This window comes from Shewanella marina JCM 15074 (genome assembly GCF_000614975.1).
Lineage (GTDB): Bacteria > Pseudomonadota > Gammaproteobacteria > Enterobacterales > Shewanellaceae > Shewanella > Shewanella marina.
This window is the reverse complement of the sequence record NZ_BALM01000002.1, coordinates 204,504-231,456: the sequence shown is the minus strand read 5'-3', so window position 1 is coordinate 231,456 and position 26,953 is coordinate 204,504. Positions and strand designations below refer to the sequence as shown.

The 26,953-nt window shown below is 41.4% G+C and carries 8 protein-coding genes and 3 pseudogenes; 7 read left to right on the top strand and 4 right to left on the bottom strand.

Annotated features, from left to right (window positions below; all coding sequences use genetic code 11):
• Positions 1–162 precede the first annotated feature (162 nt).
• Positions 163–6,570 (bottom strand): GEVED domain-containing protein, encoded by a 6,408-nt coding sequence (locus tag JCM15074_RS02925; RefSeq protein WP_025819815.1) that lies wholly within the window; start codon positions 6,568–6,570, stop codon positions 163–165.
• Between the two features lie 483 nt (positions 6,571–7,053).
• On the opposite strand from JCM15074_RS02925, the gene JCM15074_RS02920 reads away from it, so the two are divergent.
• From JCM15074_RS02920 to JCM15074_RS24730, 5 genes and pseudogenes are all read left to right on the top strand, one after another.
• Positions 7,054–8,106, top strand: coding sequence for an efflux RND transporter periplasmic adaptor subunit (locus JCM15074_RS02920; protein WP_025819814.1), 1,053 nt, complete (start codon positions 7,054–7,056; stop codon positions 8,104–8,106).
• Positions 8,107–8,115: 9 nt separating this feature from the next.
• Complete coding sequence (locus JCM15074_RS02915; RefSeq protein ID WP_025819813.1) at positions 8,116–11,367, top strand: efflux RND transporter permease subunit; 3,252 nt, start codon at positions 8,116–8,118, stop codon at positions 11,365–11,367.
• Positions 11,364–14,402, top strand: a complete 3,039-nt coding sequence (locus JCM15074_RS02910) for an efflux RND transporter permease subunit (RefSeq protein WP_025819812.1) — start codon at positions 11,364–11,366, stop codon at positions 14,400–14,402. The genes JCM15074_RS02915 and JCM15074_RS02910 overlap by 4 nt, the downstream gene beginning before the upstream one ends.
• A 241-nt stretch (positions 14,403–14,643) precedes the next feature.
• On the top strand, positions 14,644–15,198 hold the full coding sequence (locus JCM15074_RS02905; RefSeq protein WP_025819811.1) for a GNAT family N-acetyltransferase: 555 nt from the start codon (positions 14,644–14,646) through the stop codon (positions 15,196–15,198).
• 41 nt (positions 15,199–15,239) lie between these two features.
• Positions 15,240–15,419: pseudogene (locus tag JCM15074_RS24730) on the top strand (IS4 family transposase); the annotation flags it as partial.
• Positions 15,420–15,479: 60 nt separating this feature from the next.
• On the opposite strand, the pseudogene hrpA reads toward JCM15074_RS24730, so the two are convergent.
• The 3 genes and pseudogenes from hrpA to JCM15074_RS02890 form a co-directional block, all read right to left on the bottom strand.
• A pseudogene (gene hrpA / locus JCM15074_RS20620) lies at positions 15,480–19,354 on the bottom strand (ATP-dependent RNA helicase HrpA).
• A 116-nt stretch (positions 19,355–19,470) separates the two neighbouring features.
• Positions 19,471–19,887: a CBS domain-containing protein gene (locus JCM15074_RS02895; protein WP_025819810.1), complete on the bottom strand. Its 417-nt coding sequence runs from the start codon at positions 19,885–19,887 to the stop codon at positions 19,471–19,473.
• A gap of 167 nt (positions 19,888–20,054) precedes the next feature.
• Positions 20,055–21,098, bottom strand: coding sequence for an isoaspartyl peptidase/L-asparaginase family protein (locus JCM15074_RS02890; protein ID WP_025819809.1), 1,044 nt, complete (start codon positions 21,096–21,098; stop codon positions 20,055–20,057).
• 129 nt (positions 21,099–21,227) lie between these two features.
• Between JCM15074_RS02890 and JCM15074_RS20615 the strand changes: the two are divergent.
• A pseudogene (locus JCM15074_RS20615) lies at positions 21,228–23,076 on the top strand (autotransporter assembly complex protein TamA).
• A complete protein-coding gene (gene tamB, locus JCM15074_RS02880) occupies positions 23,073–26,891 on the top strand; it encodes an autotransporter assembly complex protein TamB (RefSeq protein ID WP_025819808.1) in 3,819 nt (1,272 codons plus the stop codon). Before JCM15074_RS20615 ends, tamB begins: the two are co-directional and overlap by 4 nt.
• The last annotated feature ends 62 nt before the right edge of the window (positions 26,892–26,953 follow it).

The following is a 26,953-nucleotide window of genomic DNA, read 5'->3' as shown; positions in this document are numbered from 1 at the left end:
GGCTTGTCGGTGTATATTTACCATTATTAATGGCATACATATTACCCGCTTGATCAAAATAGATGGCGCCATAACTACTATTAACATGATTAGAGCTGTAATTACGCGTGCTACCATCGGCAATCACTTGGGTGACCTTTTTACTGTTATCACGACTATTCGTTACTGGATCAAAAATCGCAATGGTGCCATCTTGGCGTAGCCATAAATTTTGCCATCGAGAGGATTGATTGCAAAATCTGCCGTACCAAAAGTTGATATACTCGGACGACCGACCTCTTGTAGATAAGTTGGACTGGCTGGATTAACATCAATTTTTAAAATATAGCCGGTACTACCACCTGTCATATACAAGATGCCATCATCAGAAATGGTAGCGTTATTAAAGTTAATATTAATATTACTGCCCGTCAGTGTAATTGGCAGCAGATGCACTTGATAGTTACCATCAACTAAGGCTATTAATTTGGCATTAGTGCCACCAATTTCCCCAATAATATGATTGTTTTGCATCATATAACCCACTTGCAAACCATCACTATTTAACGGTGCTGTCGTATTAGCCGCAAGTTCTTCGGTATCGCCGGTAAACAGATCAACCGCAAACAGATCCGCTGGCGTTCTTAAGGTAAGATAACCATCAGCATCACATGAGGCGAAACTTGGCGCACTGAAATCTGCAAAGTTGTTACCACTGTTATTGGAGGTAACATTGCCTAATGTAATGACATTGGAAGAACTTGATGAATAACTTAATGGATCGGCAATGGTATTATTTTCTAATAAACCATCGTTATTGACGGTGCCAACTTGCGGTGGGCATAAGCCGGGGGCAGGAATGGTCTCATTGGCGGTTTCATAAATCGTATAATTATGTCCATCTAAAGCGGCTAATGCATAATCACCATTAACATCAGTTTGAGTAGACTGACAAGTCCCTGATGTTTGGTCATATAAGGTCACGACCACATCCGCAATACCTGCCTCGCCAGTATCAAGCACGCCATTATAAAATGGCAAATTATTAGCAATAGAGGTATCAGTACCGGCATCATTAAACACTTTACCACTGACTTTATAACCAACAATAACACTGTAATCTTCAACTTCACCGTCTTGTACAAAACCTGCTGAATCTGCAGCGGATAAGGTTTCAGTCGTCAAACGAAGACGAGCAAAGGTAATCGCTGGCACTGTTGCCGCTGTAAAACCACTAAAGTTTAACGTGGCACTGCCATCAGTCACTGTATCAACATCATCACAAGTCGCCTCTGCGAACTCATTATTACTGGCATCAAAACTGCCATTATTATTAAAGTCTACCCAACCATATACTGTGCCACCTAGATCATCAGTCCCATTATGATCGTTACAAACCACTGTCACTTGGTAATCGGTACTGTCTAAAAATAACCCCGGCATTCCCGGCACACCATCTTCATCATTACCATTAGAAATACCCGAAGTATCGGTTTGATCATCATCAGTTGCCGTATTAGGATAATCCTCAACGCCATCACTAAAACCATCACTATCAGCATCTGCGGCCTTTGAGCCAAGATGTAAATAAAAGCGGTTACTGCCTAACCCATGCTCTGCACCAGCTTCAGCTCTTATCGTTAAATAGCTACTCGGCGCATCACCAAAATCAGACTCTAAACTAAATACAAGCTTATGATCTTCAACCTCACCACCATCAACTTCCCCAGTTGAGCGTTCATCCCAACTAGTATTAGCAAGATCTGCGGGTAAACTTTGATTAGTTATTCGTAAACGTAAATAACTATTACCCTCCTGCACATTTTGAATATCAATCCATCGTAATAAAGCGGCACCAGTAGTTGACTCATCATCGTCAACACACTCTCTAGATGTATACTCACTGGCTTCAAATTGGTTATTTGCGTTAAAGTCAATCCAACCATGGACAATTGCCCCTAAATCAGCGCCACCAGCAAAATCATTACAGCCTAAATTAAGGGTAAAAGTAGATTTAGCTGAATCAAGTACCACATTATTAATAGCATCTTCATCATTACCAGCTGCAGTACCAGAGCTATCATTACTATCATCTAAATTGGCATCGGTACTTTGATAACTGCCTTCATCCAAATCGCCCTTTATATCGCCCAAATAAATATCAAGACCATTTAATTTATGCGCCGCACCGTCACTGGCTAAGAGTGTATGAAAACTATTATCTGTGCCATCATCGGGGGCATCACCAAAATCTTTGGCAATGGTACACACGTCAAAATCAGGTACTGTAGTGGTTAAATCAATACAAGCACCGCCAACGCGATAGCCAAAACGTTCACCCCCGGGGATTGCACCAGCGCCGCTTGCTGGTTGAAATTGATTATTAAAATCAATCATGCGCATCTGAATCAATGCAGCTTGGCTTAATGTCACTGAAGCCGTTAAATCATTATTATAAGCATTAGGATAGCCTTCACCATTGACGAGCGTCATATCGGCTTGTTCACCACTATATGAATAAGCAATTGAATAACCATCGTCCATCGAGCCACAAAACTCATAACTGCCCGGCCCAACCCAAAAGCTGTACTCAAGCGCGGTCATAGACTCCATTACGGTCGGAATAGGTAAAAAACTGGTGCTAATCGTTTCAGAGGTATGCGGCCCGCTAGGAGTGACCGGATTCGTGATATCCCATACCTGATCAGCGCTTTGACTGCCATTTGTAAATGACGCTAAACCATCCCAGCGACGAATTCTTACCTGCTCTTTATCTAATACTGAGCCCGCCCCATTACCAGTGCCTAAACTGCCAAAACTACACTGCGCAATAGGCACCGCTAAGGTAATTTGATGATCCTCAACTTCACCATGCTGCACCGGGTTATAAGCACGGTCATCTTGCCCAATACCATCACCATCAACCATCGGCGTGTCGGTAATTCGTAATCGTAAATAACTGCTACCGGGGCTGGTTATCAAGCCAGACCATGCTAGATTAGCACTACCATTTGTAGATATTGAGGTATCATCACACGCTGCAGTGGCATATTCACTGACCTCAAAATCACCATTACGATTAGCATCAATCCAACCATGAACTGTTGCCCCTAAATCACCACTGCTGCTGAAATCATTACAAATCACATTGAGAGAGTAATTGGCATCAGTAATGGTGAGTGGCAATGTGACCCCATCTTCATCGTTAGCAGAGCTGCCCTCAACGTCATCATCGGTTGCATTACGATTAGCATCGACACCATCAAAAAAACCATCAGTATCTTGATCGCCAACGTTACTCCCCAGATAAATATCACCATCAATGGTATGCGCTGGGCCACCATTAATAGCAAGCGTTTCATAATTACCCGTTGCGGTTCCCGCTAATGTGTCGGGCGCATCACCATAATCACAGGCGCTGCTATCCGCTACCACAAAATTAGCGCCACCAAATACATAACTACTACTCGCAGAATCATTAAAGTGAGTGGTATGGGCAAAATAGATACCATTATTAGGATTAACGGGGAGTACACCCGTTTGTACTGGCGAGGTTTCAATTACCGTACCATCATCATACATAGTGGTTAACTGAATAGTGGTACTGTTATCTGACTGAACATACATCTTCATCCGATAACGCTTGTAAGTACTGTTGACTCTTCCTGCATTATTAGTCATTGGATTGACTGCTCGATTAGTATAATTAATCGTTTGCGCCGTGCCATTCCAAGTGGCATGTGAGCCAACCCACAGTGCATTATCACCAATCAATACACCATTCATATTGTTATGGTCAGTTAACCAAAACATGGGGTCAGTATCTTCATTAAAGTAATTACGCAGCCTAAATTCAATTTCAATACCAATCGGATAAGTAAAAGCTTGTCCTGGAGCTAATATCTCTAATTCAAAGCGCTTCATTGGATTACCGACAGAATTACCTGCATTAGAGGTGAGCTCATCGCCTGTTATTGTTACCCCTGAAAAACCATCGGCAGGATCATCGTTATAATTAGACAATTGCGCAATTTCGGCGCCAGTCGCCGCCTGCTCTGAAGCAGAGCAAATCAATTGCGGCAATGACGGATCATTACTGACCACTAACTGTTGGTCTTCAATTTCGCCAAAGCCTGCAAGACCATAAGAGCGTGGATCTTCATTAGTTCCAGTTGCAGCATCTGTAAGTAGTTGATCACTCACACGGACTCGCATCATATAGGTATCAGCTAGCATTAAAGACGGTAAACTGGTCCACAGCAGAGTCTCTTCTGTGCTGCCATTTGCCACAACAATGGCATCGCCATTACCTGTGCCACCTTCAACAAATTCATCTCGATCAAAACGGCCATTTTGATCCCAATCTATCCAAGCATAAAGATAAGCATCACTGCCGCTGCTATTATTGACCATTTGATTATGCGTAAAACCGGTACTGGTGGCGTATAGCGCAACGTTACTCGGCTTATCTTCATCATTACTATTGTCATCGTCATCGGCACTAGCATTGCTATTTTGTAGACCACCGTTATCAGCATCAGGACTGGTCGCCCCTAAATAGATAGTAGGGAGAGTCGCAATTTGATGACGGGGACCATCATCACTTAATTGAGTACGATAATTGTTAGCGGCAATACCACTACTGGGATCAAGCGCATCACCAAAATCATAAAATCCACCCGTGGCACAACTACTGACATCATAATGAGCGCTATCAAAAGTCCAATTAGTACGATTACTTACCGGAATATTATCAATGACAAAGGAGATAGTTTGCCCAGCACTTAACGTAAATACTGGATATGCGAGACCGTTAGTGCCATCAATATGTTCCTGTCTAAGCTGCAAAACGGTGTAGGTTTGATCTGGCACAATATCAATGCCATCAGGATCATAATCTGTTTGCACATTATTATATGATGGATGCAGGTACATTCTGCCCTGCCCATAATTACCACTCACAGTAATCGTAGTATCATCACTGTATATGCCCGCACTCCAAAAGTTATTTATCTCAAAAGAGATACTATTAGCCTCATAACCTGCTGCGGGCAGGTATTGATAGCTAATTTCAACCTTGCCATCAGCAACATTCGAGTAATAAGTCCGATATTGTGCGACCTCCCTAACCGTATTAGCATCGGTTCTATGCACAAAATAACCAACAAAGCCGCTATTAGCTTGATTTATAGCATCGCTATAGGTCGCCTCAAGTCGGCCAATGGTTGGGCCATTATTGCGAATTAAATTGGCAGACCAACTGGTCGCCGTAAACTGCTCAGCGTAACTGCCATTACTGCCAGTCCACCTCATATAATTAGAGAGCGAATCTTCAAAAATATCGGTCACACAGACTTGATTAACGGGAGTTACGATACTTGTCGCTCTAATCGTCAACAGATGATCTTCAACATCACCAGCGCCACCAGCACTATATGAGCGAGGATCTTCATCAGCCCCAGTTGCAGCCCCAATTGGTAACACCGTACTAGAAAGACGCATCCGCAAGTAATGTTGGCCGTTTGCAACCAATCCAGCTAACCCCGTCCACTCAATATCTGCAGTTGTTACGCCATTTGCTACCGTAATTTCACCATTAGACGCACTGCCATTGGTCGCTAATTCATCAAGATCAAAACGGCCATTATTATCCCAATCGACCCATGCATATAAATAAGCATTGGTTCCTGTGGTATTGGTTAACGTAAGAGATTTATTTAACGATATCGCACTCTCAAAGATACTCAGATTACTGATGCTATCTTCATCATTGCTCGTATTACTATCATCACCATCTGCCGCGGTATTTGTATAAGCATCCGACTCATCATCAGTGACATTATTACCTAGATACAATTGGGTCGATAACGTATGACTAGGGCCATTATCATTAAGCTTAGTGCGATAATCGCCCACACCAACACCGATGCTAGTATCAGGGGCATCACCATAATCAATCCTCTCGACTACAGTCACAGTTCGGCTACCACTGGTCGTCCGCCAGCGATAATATTGATCATTTAAATGGGTATACCAACAATTTGAGCTATTTTGACCATCTTCAGCATTAGCAATACAAAAAGTCATATAGTCCGGCAAGGTAATATTGGCACTGCTGCCAGTATCTTGAAAACGGTGTAATACCGCTCTTACGGCCACATTACGATTTTGGTTACTGTCATAATAAGGGCCATAGAAGTTCGGATGAGTACTGCCCGTATTACAATGCTGCTTCCACTGATTATCTAAAAATAGTTGAATTCTATAATCTGGATTACCTAAATTAGTGATGTATCCACCCGAAAATGAGAGTCCATCAGGGCCACAACGCATTAAATGATGAATATTATCTTGGGTATCATCAGTATGCTGTAAATTAACAGAGGTATTGAGTAAGGTCAGTGATTGACCCACATTTAACTCATTAATGCTATTAGGAATAGAATTAGTTTGATTGGGCTCAACTCGAAAATAAACAGTCGCATGACTTGGCAAAGCTAACATGCATAAAGCAACCCCCACACATAATTGAATAAGTTGACGCGTAAGTGATAAATTCAACCTAACCTGAAAACCCAAAGTAACTAACATTTTATATCCTCGTACTAGGACCCTATAAGCTAAAGTTCACTCAACTTATTTAGGCGCATGCCACGATCTATTTATTAGTAACTTTTGCAACTATCACACCAACTTTTAATCCATTGAAAATACTAGTTATTTAATGATAATTCAGCTTGTGACAGGCAATTTAGAAATGATTATTTGCAAATTGAAATGGATTTTAAAATTGTGAGGTATGTTATAAATACTATTTAATCTCAAACAATTACAACTAAAGTATTAACCTTATTTTAAGGCTCACTAAATCATTTAGATATTCATCTATTATTCACAAGCATCCTGTTACATTTAAGTTAACTAATTTAGTGATTTTCACTACTAATTGATTAACAATTAATATTCACTCATTGTGCTATTTTTATTAAGCTATTGTTAATTAATAAATAAACGTCCTTGGCATAAAGCTGCTTATTAGCACATCATCATTAGATTATTGATTGGACTCAGCAAATGGATTTATATAAAAAAATAATTACCTTAGCATGCATCAGCTTGTTGATTAGCGGTTGCCAACCTGAACAAGAAGCTGAAGAACAGCAGGTATATGCGATTCCAGTCGAAACGGGGCAGATCAAACAAGGTCAAATCGCCTCTTTTTATGAAACCCATGCCACCCTCGAAGCACCGCAATCAGCACAAGTTGTGAGCCGCATTACCGGACTAATTATTGATTTAAAGGTTGAAGAAGGCCAGCAAGTCACCCAAGGACAATTACTGGCAACCATTGATGCTAAACGCCAGCAATATGATTTAGACAAAGCCGATGCTGAAGTCAAAATTATCAAGCAGGAGCTAGATCGTTTAATCAAAATCAAAAATAAGCAATTCACCAGTGCAGAGCGCATTGCTAAGCTCGAATTCAATTTAAAAGCTGCGATTGCTAGACGTGATCTTGCCGCACTGCAAGTTAAAGAGAGCCAAATAATCGCCCCTATTGATGGTGTTATCGCCAGTAGATATATCCATATCGGCACCATGGCTAAAGAGTTTGATCCACTCTTCTTTATTGTTAACCAACAGCAACTGCACGGTATCATCCATCTACCAGAAGCTGAACTTGGCAGCATTAAACTCGGCCAACATGCCAGCATTATGACCGCAGCAAAACAACACCATAATGCGAGTGTACTTAGAATAAGCCCTGTTATTGATAGTCAAACCGGCACTTTTAAAACCACATTATTAATACCTAACCCAAACCAACAACTTAAAACGGGCATGTTTACTCAAGTTAAATTGCAATACGACAGTCGTGACAATGCAATGACCATCCCCTATGAAGCCATCATCAATCAAGATAACCAATACAGTGTTTTTATTGCTGATGGTGATAAAGCCCTGCAAAAAACCGTACAACTTGGTTATAAACAAGATGATATGGTTGAGATTATTAACGGACTTGAGCTCAACGATAACTTAATTGTTAAAGGCCAACAAAACCTAAAGGACGACGTCTTAATCGAGGTAATTAATCGTAAAAACTTAGCTTCAGCAGATCAGTAAGGAGCTAACATGTCATTAATTACAACCTCAGTAAAACGCCCTGTCACCGTGTGGATGTTTATGATTGCGGTGATGATGTTCGGCATGGTGAGCTTCTCTCGCTTAGCCGTTAAACTGTTACCCGATTTAAGCTACCCGACCTTAACCATACGCACCTTATACGATGGCGCCGCCCCAGTTGAGGTTGAGCAACTCATCTCAAAACCTGTAGAAGAGAGTGTCGGTATTGTTAAAGGGTTACGTAAAATTCAATCCATCTCTCGCTCAGGTATGTCAGATGTAGTACTTGAGTTTGAATGGGGCACCAACATGGATATGGCCGCCTTAGATGTACGAGAAAAACTGGATTTAATCACCTTACCACTTGATATTGAAAAGCCACTCATACTCAGGTTTAACCCTAATTTAGATCCGATTATGCGTGTCGCGTTGGCTATCCCAAATCCAGAACCAAGCCAACTCAAACAAATCCGCACCTATGCCGATGAAGAGTTATCACGACATTTTGAAGCCATTAGTGGCGTGGCAGCAGTAAGAATTTCTGGCGGCTTAGAGCAGCAAGTCCATATTTTATTGGATCAACAAAAGCTGGCACAACTTGGACTCAATGCTGAACAAATTAATCAACAAATTGCCGCTGAAAATATTAATGTCTCTGCCGGTAAAGTGCTGCAAGGCAATAAAGAATATTTAGTGAGAACCTTAAATCAATTTGACTCGCTCGATGATTTAGCCAATACCATTATTTATCAAGATAATCAGCGTTTAATTCGCCTCAGAGAAATTGCGCAAGTTATCGATGCCCATAAAGAACGCGATAACATAACCCGCATCAATCAACAACAATCGATAGAGCTTGCCATCTATAAAGAAGGTGACGCCAATACCGTCGATGTATCAAAACGATTACAACAGTTTTTACAAAATCAACCACAACTGCCCTACCAATTACAAAGTAAAATTATCTACAACCAAGCTGAGTTTATTGAAAATGCCGTTAATGCAGTTACCCAAGCTGCCATTTGGGGCAGTTTGCTTGCCATGTTGGTTATCTACCTCTTTTTACGCGATGTGATAGCGACCCTCATTATCTCCATCTCTATCCCATTCTCAGTCATTGCCACTTTTAATATGATGTATTTTGCTGATATCAGCCTCAACATTATGTCATTAGGCGGCATTGCCTTAGCGGTGGGATTATTAGTCGATAATGCCATTGTGGTACTTGAGAATATTGACCGTTGTAAACAACAAGGATTAGACAAGATAAGCGCCGCCATCAAAGGCACAGCGCAAGTATCATCGGCTATCATCGCCTCCACCTTAACCACCTTGGCGGTATTTGTACCGCTTATATTTGTTGATGGTATAGCAGGAGCGCTATTTTCAGATCAAGCGCTTACTGTCAGCTTTGCATTACTGGCCTCATTATTAGTCGCTCTAACGGCGATCCCAATGTTAGCCTCACGCCAAGCCGTCAGTATCGATAAGCAAGCATTAATCCCAATTGAGCCTATCCAATTTACGGGTCGCTGGCACAAAATTCGTTACTACAGCATGAAAGTGCTCAGTGCGCCGATACTACTGCTGTTTAAATGGTTGCCGCTAGCATTGCTTAATTTCGCAGTATTAATGGTGCGAGCCATCAGTTGGTTATTATCGTTATTGATGCGTCCACTTAGCGCCGCGTTTAACGGCTTATTTAACCTTGTTAATCGTTATTACCAAGCCTTACTCAATCTCGCGCTTAAAGTCCCCAAATTAACGATTACCATCGCCATTATTGTTAGTGGCCTCGGCCTCGCCTTATTACCTAAATTAGGTGTAGAGCTGATCCCCAATATGAATCAAGGTGAGTTTTACCTTGAAATTCAACTGCCACCAGGCACCGAAGTCAGTCAAACCGATTTGGTACTCGCTCAATTAGCCAGCAGTATCAATCAACATCCTCAAGTCAAAGCCAGTTATAGCCAAGCAGGCAGCGGCGGCTTAATGAATGCTGATACCAATCGCAGTGGCGAGCATTGGGGACGCTTACAGGTCGTACTCACCGAGCCGCAGGCTTATCCACAAGTGAGTCAAATTTTGCGAGAGCAATTAGCCACTCAAGTGAATAACAACGCCACAATCGATCATCCCGCCCTATTCACTTTTAATGCGCCGATTGCAATTGAACTGACAGGTTATAACCTACAACAACTTAAACAGAGTGCAGACATACTGGTCAGTGCGTTAGCACAAGAGTCACGCTTTACCGATATCAGCAGCAGCTTAAAACAAGGTCAACCAGAGCTGAGTATTGAGTTTGATCACCAACGCCTTGCCGCTTTAGGTATTGATGCGCCAACGGTTGCCAGCCGAATTGCTCACCGTATTGGTGGCACAGTTGCCAGCCAATACACAGTCAATGACCGCAAAATTGATATTTTAGTGCGTAGTCAGGAACAGGAACGTAATCAGATTAGCGATCTTAACCAACTGATCATTAACCCTGAAAGTAAAATGCCCATTCGCCTCGATGCAGTGGCTACCATTAATCAAACCTATGGCCCCGCCGCAATTAATCGCATTGACCAGCAGCGAGTCGCATTGGTCACCGCCAATTTAAGCTATGGCGATTTGGAACAAGGCATTCATCAAGCCAACCAAGTATTGAGCCAATTATCACTACCGCGTTCAATTCAGGTTAACTTTGGTGGCCAAAATGAGGAGATGCAAGCGTCATTCGACTCACTCAAGATAGCCCTCTTACTGGCTATCTGTTTAGTCTACTTTGTGATGGCCAGTCAATTTGAGTCACTATTACACCCGCTACTTATTCTCGCAGTGATCCCAATGGCATTGAGCGGTGCAATTTATGGATTATATTTCAGTCAAACACCTCTCAGTGTGGTGGTGTTTATTGGGGTCATTATGCTCAGCGGGATTGTGGTCAATAACGCTATTGTGCTGATTGATCGCATTAATCAGTTACGCCAACAAGGGCTTGAAAAAATGGCCGCCATTTACCAAGGTGCCTGCTCAAGATTAAGACCGATTATGATGACCACGCTCACCACCTCTTTGGGGTTACTGCCGATGTTAATGAGCAGTGGTGAGGGTCATGAAATTCGAGCACCGATGGCAATTAGTGTGATTGCAGGTCTATTGTTATCCACCCTGCTCACCTTGGTGGTTATCCCTAGCCTTTATGCGGTATTTGATCGTAAGCAATTCTCAACCCATGCGAGCGAAACAAACACACAGGAGGCACAGTCATGAATATCACGGCACTTGCCTTAAAACGTCCTGTCACCACCAGCATGTTCTTTATTGCGATTTTGCTATTTGGTTTAGCGGCGGCAAAACTATTACCGTTAGAGTTATTTCCGGGTATTGAGATCCCACAAATCAATGTCCAAGTCCCCTATCAAGGTTCGACTCCAGCTGAAGTCGAACGCGATATTACCGCCATATTAGAGGAGTCATTGGCAACCATCAGTGGCATTGAACAGATAGAGTCTGACTCCAACCAAGATGGCGCCTACATTGAATTGGATATGAAATGGGGAGCAGATGTCACCAATTTAAGCCTGCAAATACGAGAGAAAATTGACAGCGTACAACATCTGCTACCAAAAGATGTAGAGCGTATTTTTATTCAACAATTCTCCACTTCTGATATGCCAGTATTAACCATTCGCTTATCCAGCCAACGGGAATTGTCAAATGCCTTTGATTTGCTCGACAAACAATTAAAAAGACCACTTGAACGAGTGATGGGAGTTTCAAAAGTCACACTATATGGGGTAGATCAAAAACAGATCGATATACGCGTTAATGCTCACCGCTTAGCGGCAACGGGATTATCACTCCAGCAATTACAACAGTATCTACTCAAACATAATTTTGTCATTAATAGTGGTGAAATCAGAGGTAATAACCAAATTATCCAAGTTTCCCCACAAGGTGAGTTCAAAAGCCTTGATGATATTCGCCAAATTGTTATCGCCCAAGGCACAACGCTCGCCGATATAGCCGACGTAAACTATCGCCTACCCGATCCGTTTGAGGGCCGCCATTTAGATCAAAAATTTGCAGTAGGACTGGATGTATTTAAAGCATCAGGCGCCAATCTGGTTGAAGTCTCTACGCGGGTTTTCAAGATTATTGATCAAGTCAAACAGAACCCACAATTTAATGGCATTAAGCTCTATATCATGGAAGATCAAGCCGAAGGTGTGGTGACCTCGCTTAACGATTTATTAGTCACAGGTTTAATCGGTGCGCTATTGTCATTTATCTGTTTATGGTTATTTATCAGACAGCTAACCATGACCTTGATTATTGTGGCATCGGTCCCGCTCTCCATCGCCATCACCCTAGCAGCCATGTATGTATTGGGTTATAGCCTTAATGTTTTATCTTTGATGGGATTGTTATTAGCGGTCGGAATGTTGATTGATAATGCCGTAGTCGTCACTGAAAGCGTGATGCAACAGCAACAAAACCAACAGCTAAGTCGCCAGCAACAGGTTCTCACGGGAGTCAACAAAATTGCCTTAGCAATATTAGCGGGAACGCTAACTACCGCCATTGTGTTTCTACCCAATATTTTTGGGGTTAAAGTGCAATTAACCATCTTTTTAGAACATGTTGCCATTGCGATTTGTATCTCACTGCTCACCTCTCTATTAATCGCTAAAACGTTAATCCCACTGCTACTCAGCAAGATTCAATTAAAGCCTCACAGTGTGGGTCAATCAGGTTTAAGTCGATATTACCAAAGGACATTAACTTGGGTGCTTAATCATCCTAAATTAAGCACCTTGTTCGCTGTACTGATACTGGCGTCTACCGCCCTACCGCTGCAAATGGTCGAACAAGATAATAACGAAGGCGGCGATAGTAAACGTCTATTCATTAATTACCAACTAGAAGGACGCCACAATATTGAAGTCGTCGAAGCCTTAGTTGATAAAATGGAGCACTATCTGTATGCCAATCAAGATAAGTTCCAAATCGATGCCGTCTATAGTTACTACGCGCCCTATACCGCACAATCAACCTTAATATTAAAACCTGAACACGGCGTTGAAGTTAATCAGTTAAAAGAAATGATTAAGCAAGATTGGCCCAAATTTGCCATCGCTAAACCTCAATTTGGCTGGGGCGGTAATAATCAAGGGATAAGATTATATCTATTAGGACGTTCAACCAGTGAATTAATCAGATTAAGTGAACAAGTGATCCCGCTACTACGAAATATAGAGGGCTTAACGGATGTAAATTCCGAATTTAATGGTGCTCAACAAGAGGTCGTAATTGCCATTAATCGCGATATGAGTGCTCGCCTTAATATGCCACTTAGTGACATTGCCCAAAATATTGGCCTCGCGCTACGCGGCGCGCCACTACGCTCATACAGACATGATGCTAACGGTGAGATCAGCATTGAGCTGGCATTAGAAAAGCAATGGCAACAGTCATTGAGTCAGCTTGAGCAATTACCCATCCTTAAACAGCATGGCCAAGTTTATCAGCTCTCACAACTGGCCCAGATTAGCATCCAGCCCAGATTTGACAGTATTAGTCGCACCGATCGACAGACCAGTCTGCAAATTGGAGCAAACTTAGACGACTTGACCACCGAAGCAGCCCAAGAACAAATTGAACAAGTGATGCAAGCGATTAATTTTCCACCGGGATATCGTTACTCATTATCAGGCAGTTTTGACAGACAAGCTCAAGAACAACAAATTATGCTGACCAATATGGTGCTCGCATTAATGATGATCTACATCGTAATGGCAGCACTATTTGAGTCGTTATTATTACCAGCCGCCATTATCAGCTCCATTATCTTTTCAATTACTGGCGTATTTTGGGGCTTATGGCTAACTGGCACACCAATGACCATTATGGCCATGATCGGCATCTTGATTTTAATGGGAATCGTGGTCAACAACGGCATTGTATTGATAGACCAAATAAATCAAAAACAACCGACTTTAGCTAATTTAAGTGAAAGCATCATCAATATTTGTATCAGTCGTTTACGGCCAGTATTGATGACAGTGAGCACCACAGTATTAGGCTTATTACCTTTGGCATTAGGCGATAACCAAATTGCTGGCGGCGGCCCTGCTTATGCACCAATGGCAACAGCGATTGTCTCGGGTTTGATATTTTCAACCTTAACCAGTTTAGTGCTAGTACCGCTTTGTTATCAAAGCTTCTATCGATTGCGTCACCAATGGGGTCAACACCTCGCTAGCGCTCAAGCACGCAGCCAACGCTGGTTATTCTGGACTTGATTATAAAAAAACTCACCATGCAAAATTAGAGTTGTTCAATAAAACGTACTACTGCTAGGTTATTAATAAATTTAAGTAAATACTGTTATATTTTTGAGGAGACTTAATGAAGTATTTAATCATTATACCTGTAACAATTATTTGCACAGCCAGAATATTCGCCCAAAAGTAATTTGTTTAAAAATGACAATTATACATTAGACATAACAAGTCAATAAAACGCTTAGGTAATTATAGTTATATGAGTAATTTTCCAATAATCGAGACTGAACGACTTATATTAAATGAACAAACCATTGATGATTCCAAATCAATTTTAGCGATGTTTTCTGATAATGATGTGACCCAATTTTATGATTTACACTTCAGCGAAGAAAATGAAGCGTTAGCATTAATCAACAGCGACATCATTAGATTTAAAGAAAGTAAGAGTGTTAGATGGGCAATCCGCGAAAAATCCAACAATAATTTAATAGGTAGTTGTGGTATTAATCGTTTTGACGAAAGCAACGATGTCGCAGTAATTGGTTATGAGTTAATGAAAAATTCATGGGGTAAAGGCTTTGCGACAGAAGCAGTAGTAAAAGTTGTTGAATATTCTTTTTCTAATCAATCCCCTAAACTCATCAATAAAATAGAAGCATACGTTATGCTTGGCAACACAGCATCTATACTTTTGCTCGAAAGAATAGGCTTCCAATGTGATGGTATATTAAGACAACACGGTAAATGGAAAGGCTCATATCATGATCTTAAAGTCTTTTCTCTTTTACGTTCAGATTTTATAAAAGCATAACACTACCCTCGGTTATTTGGACTGAATTATTAAACCATTACATAATAGACACACAATTGAGGTGGCTTACTTTATCACCTAATGGAAAATTTCCTGTTAAGCTGAAACAAATGCGAGCCGATATAAAGCACTTTATCCTTCCAGATAAAAGAAAGCACCGAACGTATCCACGCTCAGTGCTCTATATACCTAGCCGCTATCCACTTAAATATAAGCAATAATGATTATCCGAATAACATTACACTTATGAGTGTTTTTTATCTGAAGAAAACAATTAAGCTTTACACTTCATTCAACTGATTCACAATACGTTTTTCAGAGATTGGGTAAGCGGTACCTAATGTTTGCGCGAAACAAGAAATACGATATTCCTCAATCATCCAACGGGCGTCTAATAACACCTGCGGTGTAGGTGCCATCTTAGGGACTTTATTGAGCTTTTCTTGTAACAGTTGCTGCACTTTAGCAATGCTGATCATATGTAAGCGATCACGGGTTGGATCAACCGGTAATTTATCTAAACGAGTAATAATCCCTTTTAGATAACGGCTAATATCCGCTAAACGCTGCCAGCCACAAGCTTCAACAAAGCCTTTATAAACCAAGTGATCAAGCTGGGTTTGAATGTCACTCATCGCAAAGGCGATATCAAGGCTAATCTTACCTTTTAAGCGCTTCTTGATTTGCTGATACAGTGTCAAAATTTGCTCAACCTGCAAAGAGATAACTTCAGCAGTTGGATTTAAATCTTGTCTTACAATGTCTTTTGCTACATCAAATTGCTCACTTGAGCGCACACCTAAGCCTTTTTGATCTAATAATTGCTGCACCGCTGCGGCAATTATGTCGTCAATCAGGATCTGTACTTGCCCAAATGGATTAAAGTACATTGCAAGCTTGGCTTTATTGGGCAATGCTTGTTGTAAATGCTTAACCGGAGACGGAATATTGATTAATAACAAGCGTCGTAAACCTTCTCGATGTGCCTTAGCGGCATCGCGCTCATCATCAAACAATTTAATCGCCACACTGTCTTTTTCATCGACAAGCGCAGGAAACGCCTTAACTTCGTAATTGCCTTTACGTTGCTGGAACTGCGCCGGCAAATCACCAAAAGTCCACTCAGTCAGTGCTTGTTTTTCAATGCCTTTATCAGCCACATTCCGAATGGCTGTTGCCACAACCCCTTGCAGATTATTTTTAAGCAGATCGAGATCGCGCCCTTCTGCCACTAATTTGCCTTTATCATCTTCAATCTTGAAGTTAATCAATAAATGCTTAACCAGTTGTGTTTGATCAAAGTCTTCAGGGCTAATTCGTACACCGCTCATGCGCAGTAACTGCTTACACATAGCGTCAAGTAAACTGGCGCTAAATGGCTGCATAGCTTGCAAACATGCACGGGCATAATCAGGAGCTGGCACAAAATTACGACGTAAGTTTTTAGGTAATGATTTAATCAGTGCCACACATTTCTCATGTCTTAAGCCCGGTACTAACCAATCAAAGTCACTGTCTTCAACTTGGTTCAGCAACGCCACCGGAATATGCACTGACACACCATCATCTGCTGCACTTGGCTCAAAATGATAACTTAATGGCAAAGTAAGGTTCTGTTGATGCCACACATCAGGGAAGTCCAATGCCGAAATATGGTCACTATCACGCTTCATCAACATCTGTTCGTTAAAATCTAACAGAGTTGGATTTTGGCGCTTAGTTTTATTCCACCAGCCGTTAAACAGCTGAGCGTTATAGATGCCATCAGGAATGATTGGCTCATAGAAATCAACCAACACTTGCTCATCAACCAAGATATCGCGACGTCTTGATTTATGTTCAAGGGTTTCAATATCTTCTAGTAACTGTTGATTATTAATGAAGAAGGCTTCTTTAGTACGCAACTCACCTTCAGCTAAACCGGCACGAATAAAGATATGGCGCGATTCAATCGGATCAATTGGACCATATTGTACTCGGCGACGACTCACAACCGTTAAGCCGTATAGCTGCTGATTCTCAAGTGCAACCACACTGCCCTGTTTGGCCTCAAAATGTGGCTCAACATAGCTTTTCTTAATCAGGTGCTCTGCTAACGACTCAATCCATTCAGGCTGAATTTTGGCACAATGACGGGCAAACAACCGTGATGTTTCAGTTAGCTCGGCTGCCATAATCCACTTTGGCCCTTTTTTGGCTAATGGAGAGCCAGGGAACACAAAGAACTTACGGTTACGTGCACCTAAATATTCGTTATTCTGATCTTTAAAACCGATATGACTCAATAATCCAGACAATAATGCCTGATGAATTGCATCATAATTAGAGGGTTCTTGATTCAAACGCCATTTCAAGTCATGCACACTTTGGCGTAACTGAGTGTATAAGTCTTGCCATTCGCGTACACGCAAATAAGCAAGAATTCATTACGGCAATTACGGCGGAATTGACTGGCACTCAAATCATGACGTTTAGTTTGCACGTGCTGCCATAGGTTTAACCATGACATAAAATCAGAATCTTTATCTGCAAAACGTTTATGTGACTCATCAGCTTGTTGCTGTTTGTCTAATGGGCGCTCACGAGGATCTTGAATTGACAAGCCGGCAGTAATCACCAACGCCTCTTGTAAACAGCCAAGCTTATTCGCCTCAAGTACCATCCGCGCTAATCTCGGATCCAACGGAATTTGTGATAACTGACGGCCAAGTTGGGTTAATACCAGTTGACCTTTGCGACTCGCAACCGCTTGCAGTTCTTCAAGTAGCAGGAAACCATCACGAATATGACGCTGATCTGGCGGCTGAATAAATGGGAATGCGCCAATATCACCTAAACCAATCGCCAACATTTGCAAAATAACAGAGGCTAAATTGGTACGTAGGATTTCAGGATCGGTAAACCCACTACGGTTAATAAAATCTTGTTCGTCATACAAACGAATACAGATACCGGGCCCCACACGACCACAACGCCCTTGACGTTGATTGGCACTTGCTTGTGAAATCGGTTCAATCGGTAAACGTTGTACCTTGGTTCGATAACTATAGCGACTAATACGCGCAGTACCGGGATCAATTACATAACGAATACCGGGCACAGTTAATGAGGTTTCGGCCACGTTGGTCGACAATACAATACGTCGACCAGTATGACTTGAGAATACCTTTGACTGTTCGCCATATGATAAACGGGCATACAGTGGCAAAACTTCAGTATCACGATAATTACGACGATTTAGTTGCTCGGCGGTATCGCGGATTTCACGCTCGCCGTTCATAAAGATAAGAATGTCACCGGGACCTTCGGCTACTAACTCATCAACTGCGGCAAAAATACCATCCATTAAATCAAGATCAGCATCACTGTCCTGTACTAATGGACGATAACGGGTTTCTACCGGGTAAGTTCGACCTGACACTTCAATAACAGGTGCTTTATTAAAGTGATTTGAAAATCGTTCAACATCAATGGTTGCAGAGGTAATAATGACTTTTAAATCAGGACGCTTTTTAAGTACCTGCTTTAAGTAACCTAAAATAAAATCGATATTTAAACTACGCTCGTGGGCTTCATCAATAATAATGGTGTCATATTGATTGAGCAGTTTATCAGAGGTTAATTCTGCTAATAAAATACCATCGGTCATCAACTTAACATATGACTCTGGTTTAATTGCATCAGCAAAACGAACCTTAAAGCCCACCACTTCGCCTAACGGTGAGTTAAGTTCTTCAGCAATACGAGTGGCCACACTACGAGCAGCCAAACGTCGTGGCTGGGTATGACCAATTAGACCTCGGCTACCACGGCCAAGCTCTAAACAGATTTTAGGTAATTGAGTTGTTTTACCAGAGCCCGTTTCACCGGCAACAATCACAACCTGATTTTCATCAATGGCTTTAGCGATTTCATCACGCTTTTGTGAAACAGGTAAAGAATCTGGATATTCAATTGTGGGTCTTGCGCGTAAGCGTTGTTGCGCTTTTTCATAAGCTGCTAGTGCTTGTTCGCCAAGTTCAGTGAGTTCGTTAGTTTTTGCTTCACTTTCCGCCTGTTTATTCAATTTAAAAAGACGGCGGCGGATCCTAGCAGCATCAGCCTGAAAGCATTGTTGTAGAAAGGCACGTGAAAGCGGGTGAGTTTTAGCGTTCAAAACTAAATTCCCTTGCTAGAATCAAAAAAAGCGATCCTAACAAGGTTAACCGTATTTGGGTATCACTATTCGATGAAAAAACTATTACTGATTATCAAATAATGTGATTTTTGAGTTTAGGCAGGGGTTAAATAGCATTGCTGCATATAAATCGCCATGGCTTTAAGCACATCTGTACGATTAATTGTACCTATCACCTTCCCCGCATCAACTACGGGGTAAATTTTTGGCTTAGGGCCAACCATCTGTTCAGCAAGTTGCAAAATACTCTCTTGTGACGACACAAATAATACTTCCGTTTTCATACAATCTTCTACCGTTGCAACTAAATCACAGTGATAACTGCTTTTTAGCATCACAGCCAAACAATCCTGTTGTGATAAAAATCCCACTAAATGTTTTTGCTTATCAACCACAGGCGCACCCATTTTTTGATGTTTTAACAGCATATCAACGGCTTCAGCGATAGACATGCTTGCCTGTAGCAATACAGGTTGACGATCCATGTTATCGATTATTTTAATAGAATCCATAATTCAACCTCATCAAATGTGTTAGTAACATTAGTAAGTGTAGCTAATATAAATCATTATTTACGCCTCTAAACCGATTACACTAATCGATTGGTTCAATAGTATGAATTTGCCATAAAAAAACCGACTCAAAGTCGGCTATTTTAAGGTCATTAACGACAATTCAATTACTGATCTTGCCAAATCATCACTTGTGCGGGTTCGCCTTTACTACGGGTGGCGCGATACATACCCTCGGTATTAAACGGCGTCGCAATATTGCCGCGTTGATCAATCGCAATTACGCCCCCCGAGCCCCCTGCAGTAATCAATCTTTGGTTGATCACTTCATCTGCAGCGCGAATAATCGATTTATCCTGATATTTTACTTTGGCACAAATATCTCCAGCGACCATATAGCGAATAAAGTATTCACCGTGCCCCGTTGCAGAAACTGCACAAACACCATTTTCAGCATAAGTACCGGCTCCAATAACTGGCGAATCCCCAACACGCCCATAACGTTTTGCTGTCATGCCACCGGTAGAGGTACCCGCTGCTAAATTACCTTGCTGATCAAGTGCTACCGCACCTACCGTACCAAACTTATAATCTAAGTCGAGTGCATTCACACTGGCTTGATAACCTTGTGTCATCTCTGCCGCAGTGATTTTCTGCTTGGCATCGAATAGTTGCTGGTAACGCTGGGCAGTATCAAAATACTGGGTAGGCACTAACGACATACCTTGAGTTAAAGCAAACTCTTCTGCTCCTGCACCTTGCAACATGACATGAGGAGAATCTGTCATCACTTTATAGGCAAGTTCAATGGGATTTTTAATGTGTTGAACCCCAGCAATTGCGCCAGCATTCATAGTACGGCCATCCATAATCGATGCATCTAGCTCGTGGCTACCATCAAAAGTATATACCGCACCTAAACCGGCATTAAATAATGGACTATTCTCTAAGATAACAATTGATGCTTGAACCGCCGCCAAACTATCGCCCCCTTTGGCGAGTACCTTGTAACCAGCATCAACGGCTTCAGTTAATTTAGCGCGATATGCTTGTTGCTGTTCCATGGTCAGCTTGGCTTTAGAGATAGTACCTGCACCGCCATGTATCGCGATTGCAAAGGGTTTATCTTGAGTATTAGCTAATGCTGTATTTGTTAATGAACTCAAGCACAGTGCAAGTGAAAGTGATAATAGCGTTATGTTTCTTTTCATTATTGTAAGGTCTCTTTTTTATTTGAGTTATTTATCGCCAATTCGACCAGTAAATGACATCCTATCCTTGCTTGCAAGCAGAATACTGGTGACAATAGTCACAAGTTTGACTTTATATAAGCATTTCATTTGTTAGTTAAGTTATTTGGTTGTTACTTACGTCTTATTTTGTTGCTCACGCTGTTTACCTGCGCATCTGTTTATGCGGCAGATAATGATTGGCTTAATGTTAAAGTCAACGGGATAAATGGTGCGTTAGCTCAAAATGTAAACGCTTATTTAGGCGATATGCTACATCTGCGATTCATCGTCGTGCCTATCTGTTTAGCGTTAAAGATAAGGTAGAACAAGCCCTACAATCAATGGGCTACTATCACGGCAAGATCAGTCAACAAATCCAACAAACTAAAAAAGGCCCTTGGTATTTAACCCTATCGGTCACACCAGGACCTGTGACAAAAATCCAATGGGTTGACGTTAACTTTTCGCCTGAAATGCAACATGATCCAGTCTTCACTAAGTGGTTATTATCAGTCAAGATGAAACCCGGTGATGCCCTCAATCAAGGCACCTACGAAGCAGTCAAAAATGAACTATTAACACTGGCATTATCACGTGGCTATTTTGATGCACATTATAGTCGCTCTGAAATCCTAGTTAATCGGGACTTAAATACGGCGCAAATCAGCCTTGATTTTGATTCAGGCAAACGCTATCGCATTGGTGATATTAGCTTTGAAGGTGATACGCTTGAAGATGGCTTTTTAGATAGGCTGATCCCGTTTAAACCCCACAGCAAATATAACGCCAATAAGCTGAGCAAATTAAACCAACGTCTATTAGCGACCGGTTACTTTGCAAATATTAAAGTGATCCCACAAATGGATCAGGCGCAAGACCAACAGATCCCGATAAAAGTTGAGCTGGCGGATAAACCAGGCAACTCATTTCAAATAGGTATAGGTGCTGATATTGGTGGTAACACCACTAAGCCTTTTGACCCTCGTTATCGAGTCACTTGGAAAACACCACAAATTAACCGTTATGGACACTCACAAGAAACCACTTTTGAATGGTCTAAAGATCAACCAAAGTTTTTGACGACTTATACCATTCCGCTGACCCACCCATTAAATGATCAGCTCAAAATCCGTATGGGGATATTGCGTGAGCAATATGGCCTTACTCAGAGTTACAACAGTAATGATCATCAATTTGATAATACTGGTCATCTGGAATCAACTAAGCGACTATTCGGCGTATTAAGACAGCAATCTCTTAAACATAAATGGTTACTTGGCTATTCTGTTGAATCGATAAAGGAATCTTATACTCAATCAGAAATTGATTATGATCCTACTTTTTATCTATTTGGCATGAGTCTACAAAAGACGGTTCGCGGTGATAACAGCTTTGACCTAAATGGGGATACCAACAAATTTATAGTTTGGATTATGCCGACCCTGCATTAGGTTCTGCGACTCGACTTGCTCGCCTGCAGGCCAAGTTTAAATGGATCCACACCTTCTTTACTAAACATCGCATTGTCACCCGTTTAGATTTAGGTATTAACTACGCTAACGATTCTGATCTTGCGTTGATCCCACCATCATTAAGATACTTTGCCGGCGGTGATCAGAGTATTCGTGGTTATAGTTACCACGAGTTAGGCCCATATATTGATTACAATGCAGCCGATGGTAACATTTCACGCCAAGTCATCGGTGGCCGTTATCTGGCCGTTGGTAGTTTTGAATATCAATACTATCTAACCCCTACTTGGCGCGTGGCGGCATTTGTTGATGCAGGTAATGCATTTGATAAAAATCAGTTTGAACCCATCGTCTCTGTCGGCGGTGGTATCCATTGGATCTCACCAATTGGTCCAATTAAGCTCGACCTAGGCGTCGGTCTAAAAAATACTGAATTTCAACATCGCTCATGGCGATTGCATTTAACCATGGGTAGTGATCTATGACCGACGTAACCACACAAACTGAAACTGTAGCGCCATTAAAGCCTAAACCATCGCTATGTTGGCGAATCTTTAAATGGACTTGCCGTACAATTATCTACTTGCCACTGTTAATATTAATACTTGTGGCATTATTGATTGGTACCTCGTTTGGTAGCCGTGTATCAGTTTGGTTAGCATCAGAATTTGTACCCAATCTGCATCTGCAATATCAATCAGGCCGCTTAAATAAGAGCCTGCAATTAAGCCATGCTAGCTGGTCAATGGATGGTATTGCAGTGGCAACAGATGGCTTATCATTAACTTGGCAACCTCAGTGCTTATTAAAAAAACTGATTTGTGTTGATGAGTTAAGTAGTAGCAAAATAAAGGTGGATATAGACACCAGTAAATTTGCTAGTGATAGCAAACCAACTCAAACAGAATCAGATAAGCCTTTTCAATTAACGCTACCTTTTGATATTAGTCTGGACAAAGCCGACCTCAATAAGATTGATATTGCCGTTAATGATATGCACTACGGCGCTAATCATCTTGATTTAAAAGCAGCATGGACTCAATCAGGCTTAAAAGTGATGCAGCTAAATAGCGCAGGCTTAAAAGTGAATATTCCACTTGCAAGTGATGCCAACAAACCAGCTAAAACCCCACAATCACATGATAATGGTTGGCCTTTGGCACATATGCCAACTATTACGATGCCAATGCCCTTATTTGTTGATCAACTGACGATGAAGAATTCAGACCTGATCATTGGCAAAGAAGTTAATCACTTCAACAGTATTCAATTACAAGGCAGTTTTATTGGTAGCAAAATTAGATTAAAACAATTTGATATCGACCACACAGATGGCACCCTTGATTTAATGGGCAAAATTAGCTTAGCTGATAACTACCCTATGGCACTAAAATTAAATGCCGATATCAAACAATTAAGTCAATTACCGCAATTGAAGCAACAAAAGCTATCTCTCGCAGTAAGTCAAAGTTTGGCTGACTTAAAGATTAAAGCTGATGCTCAAGGGCCAATAAACTTTGGCCTTACGGGGTTAGTCAACTTGATGGATCCTGCATTAACCTACAAAGCTAATCTAACCAATGCCAAAGCCCATTGGCCACTCGATAAACCTGAATACAAAATGGCCAGTGTTTATCTGCAATCAGCAGGCAATTTAGACTACCAACAAGCTGTTGTATCCGGTTATGTGAGTAGCCCCTATAACGCAAGCGTTGCCATTGCTGGTGAACTTGCCCATCAACAACAGAAACTGGCAATAAAATCATTCAACCTTGTTGGTAACATGGGACGTGTTAGTTTAGATGGCTGGTTAGATTATCAACAGCAACTGACTTGGTACGCCAAAATGTATTTAAGTCAGTTTGATATGGCTAAACTCGGGCTAACCACCAAACAAGCTTTGCCACAAAGTTTAATTAACGGAAATTGGGTTACTACAGGCAAACTGAAAGATAAACATTGGCAAGTTGCATTGTCACAAGCCAATATTAATGGCCATGTTGAGCAATACCCATTCACCGTTAATGGCGATCTTAGCATCAATGATCAATACGCAATCAACTCTAATGGCTTAACTGCTGATGTGTTAGGAGCAAGTTTGCATGTAAAGGGTCATACCAATAAACACTGGAATATTAATGCTGATCTCAACATTCCGGACTTTAGCCGCTGGTTACCAGATGCGACCGGTGATTTGAAGGCAAAAATTGATGTCACAGGTAGTCGCGATAAACCTCAACTGAATGTCAATGGCCATAGCCAAGGGATCAGTTACCAGCAGTTACAACTGCTTGGTTTTGATATTAAAGGACTATATCAACTGTATGGTAAGCAGCAATTTTCAGCGCAAATGAGTTTAAAGCAACTGCAGCAACAGCAAACAGAGTTGAGTCATATTTTACTCGCAATTTCAGGCAATAAAGCAAAACAACAACTCACTCTATCCACCCGTGGTGATGTTGACCTAAATGCGAACATTCACAACCAAATTAGCGCTGACTTGCAAGAGTTCACTCCAGAGATTAATCAGCTTTCAATTAGCTCAATATTAGGCCATTGGCAACTGGACCACAGTATTACAGGTCAGTGGAATAATCAGCAACAGCAAGGTGTTGTCAATCCATTTTGCTTAGTTGATGGCGATAACCAACTCTGTTTAGATGAGCAAGTCAAACTGGCTAAACAAGGACAAGCAGCACTGCATTTTAATGGTAATGTAGGTCAATTATTGGCGCCATTTATGCCAACAAATATGAGCTGGCAAGGACCCGCAAAACTCACTTCAAGTTTTGCATGGCAACCTAAACAAAAACCAACGGCAAAACTTGCGTTAACCTTTGCGCCAGGCCAAATCAGCTTGACTCAACCTAACCATCAAGTTGCAAAAGTAAATTATCAACAAATTGCCCTGAATGCAGACTTAGATGCCAAAAAACTTAATGCCGCAATTAAAGTCGATACCGATAATTTGGCAGATTTAAATGGTCACATCAGTGTGAATGTCACGCCTGACAGAGCGTTAAGCGGTGAGTTATCATTAACACAAGTGTCACTATTGACCATTAAACAGTTTATCCCTCAGTTAGAGACATTAGATGGTAAATTGTCAGGTGATATTAAACTGGGTGGTAGCCTGATGTCGCCACAAGCATCTGGTGCAATCAATTTAGAAAAAGGTAAATTATCAGCCTCTGCCAACCCAACGTTAGTAAAAGATATCAATTTAGCGCTTAATTTTAGTGGCCAACGAGCAACAATTCTAGGCGCCTTAACAATGGGCAAAGGCCAAGCTAAAATTGATGGCGGCTTTTCTTGGCTAGATAATAAGTTAATTGCCAATATTAAAGTAAAAGGTGACAAACTTACTGTTATTCAGCCACCAATGGCAATCGTGCAGGTATCGCCAAATGTTGAAATTAGCTATAAGCAACATGCACTTAATATATCTGGTACGATCAATGTACCATCAGGCAATATTAAAATTGTACCGTTAGCACCCGGCGGCGTACCACTTTCAAGCGATGTGGTATTTAATGACTCTATTTCAGCAAAAGAGAAACAGGCTAAACCTATTGCGATAACGGCTAACTTAAATATTAATGTAGGCAATGAGTTAAAAGTCGACGGTATGGGACTCAGTGGCAAGATTGAAGGAACCTTGGCACTACAGCAAACGGCTTTTAGACCTCCGCTGCTTTTTGGTGATATAAAAGTCGTTGATGGTAATTATAAGTTTTTGGGACAAACCCTCGACATTAAACGCGGTGAAGTACAGTTTGCAGGCCCCATTTCCCTACCATCATTGAATATTGAAGCAGTAAGGGTCATTAAGGATGCCGATGTAACTGCGGGGGTTAAGATTACTGGGACACCGAAAAAACCTGTCGTTAAGCTATTTTCCAACCCACAAATGGAACAAGCAGAAATACTCTCCTATATCATCAAAGGTACTGGTATATCTGCTGATAGCCCAGACCAAAATGACTCATTAATGATGGGCGCCGCATTAACCCTAAGCTCACAGTTAAGTGGTGGTGCGATTAGTAATATTGGTAATACTGCGAGTAGCTTAATTGAGAAACTAGGTTTCTCTAATGTGCAACTAGATGCAAATGATGATGGTAAATTTGCGATTAGTGGTTATATCGGTAAAGATTTAATGGTCAAATACGGAGTTGGCTTATTTAATCCCGGCTACGAGATGACTGTCCGCTACTATCTATTATCACAACTCTATTTAGAGTCAGTTTCTGGCACGCTAGGACAAACTCTCGACCTTTACTATAGCTTTGACCTATAAACGATGACTAACCTCTCTCGTGGGTGCTAGAGAGGTTATCTAAATAAGAAACACATCCCCTC

Coding starts and splice junctions, on each gene's coding strand:
- JCM15074_RS02895 (WP_025819810.1), bottom strand. CDS start 19,887: ATGGATTCTATTAAAATAATCGATAACATGGATCGTCAACCTGTATTG.
- JCM15074_RS02905 (WP_025819811.1), top strand. CDS start 14,644: ATGAGTAATTTTCCAATAATCGAGACTGAACGACTTATATTAAATGAA.
- JCM15074_RS02910 (WP_025819812.1), top strand. CDS start 11,364: ATGAATATCACGGCACTTGCCTTAAAACGTCCTGTCACCACCAGCATG.
- JCM15074_RS02890 (WP_025819809.1), bottom strand. CDS start 21,098: ATGAAAAGAAACATAACGCTATTATCACTTTCACTTGCACTGTGCTTG.
- JCM15074_RS02915 (WP_025819813.1), top strand. CDS start 8,116: ATGTCATTAATTACAACCTCAGTAAAACGCCCTGTCACCGTGTGGATG.
- JCM15074_RS02920 (WP_025819814.1), top strand. CDS start 7,054: ATGGATTTATATAAAAAAATAATTACCTTAGCATGCATCAGCTTGTTG.
- JCM15074_RS02925 (WP_025819815.1), bottom strand. CDS start 6,570: ATGTTAGTTACTTTGGGTTTTCAGGTTAGGTTGAATTTATCACTTACG.
- tamB (WP_025819808.1), top strand. CDS start 23,073: ATGACCGACGTAACCACACAAACTGAAACTGTAGCGCCATTAAAGCCT.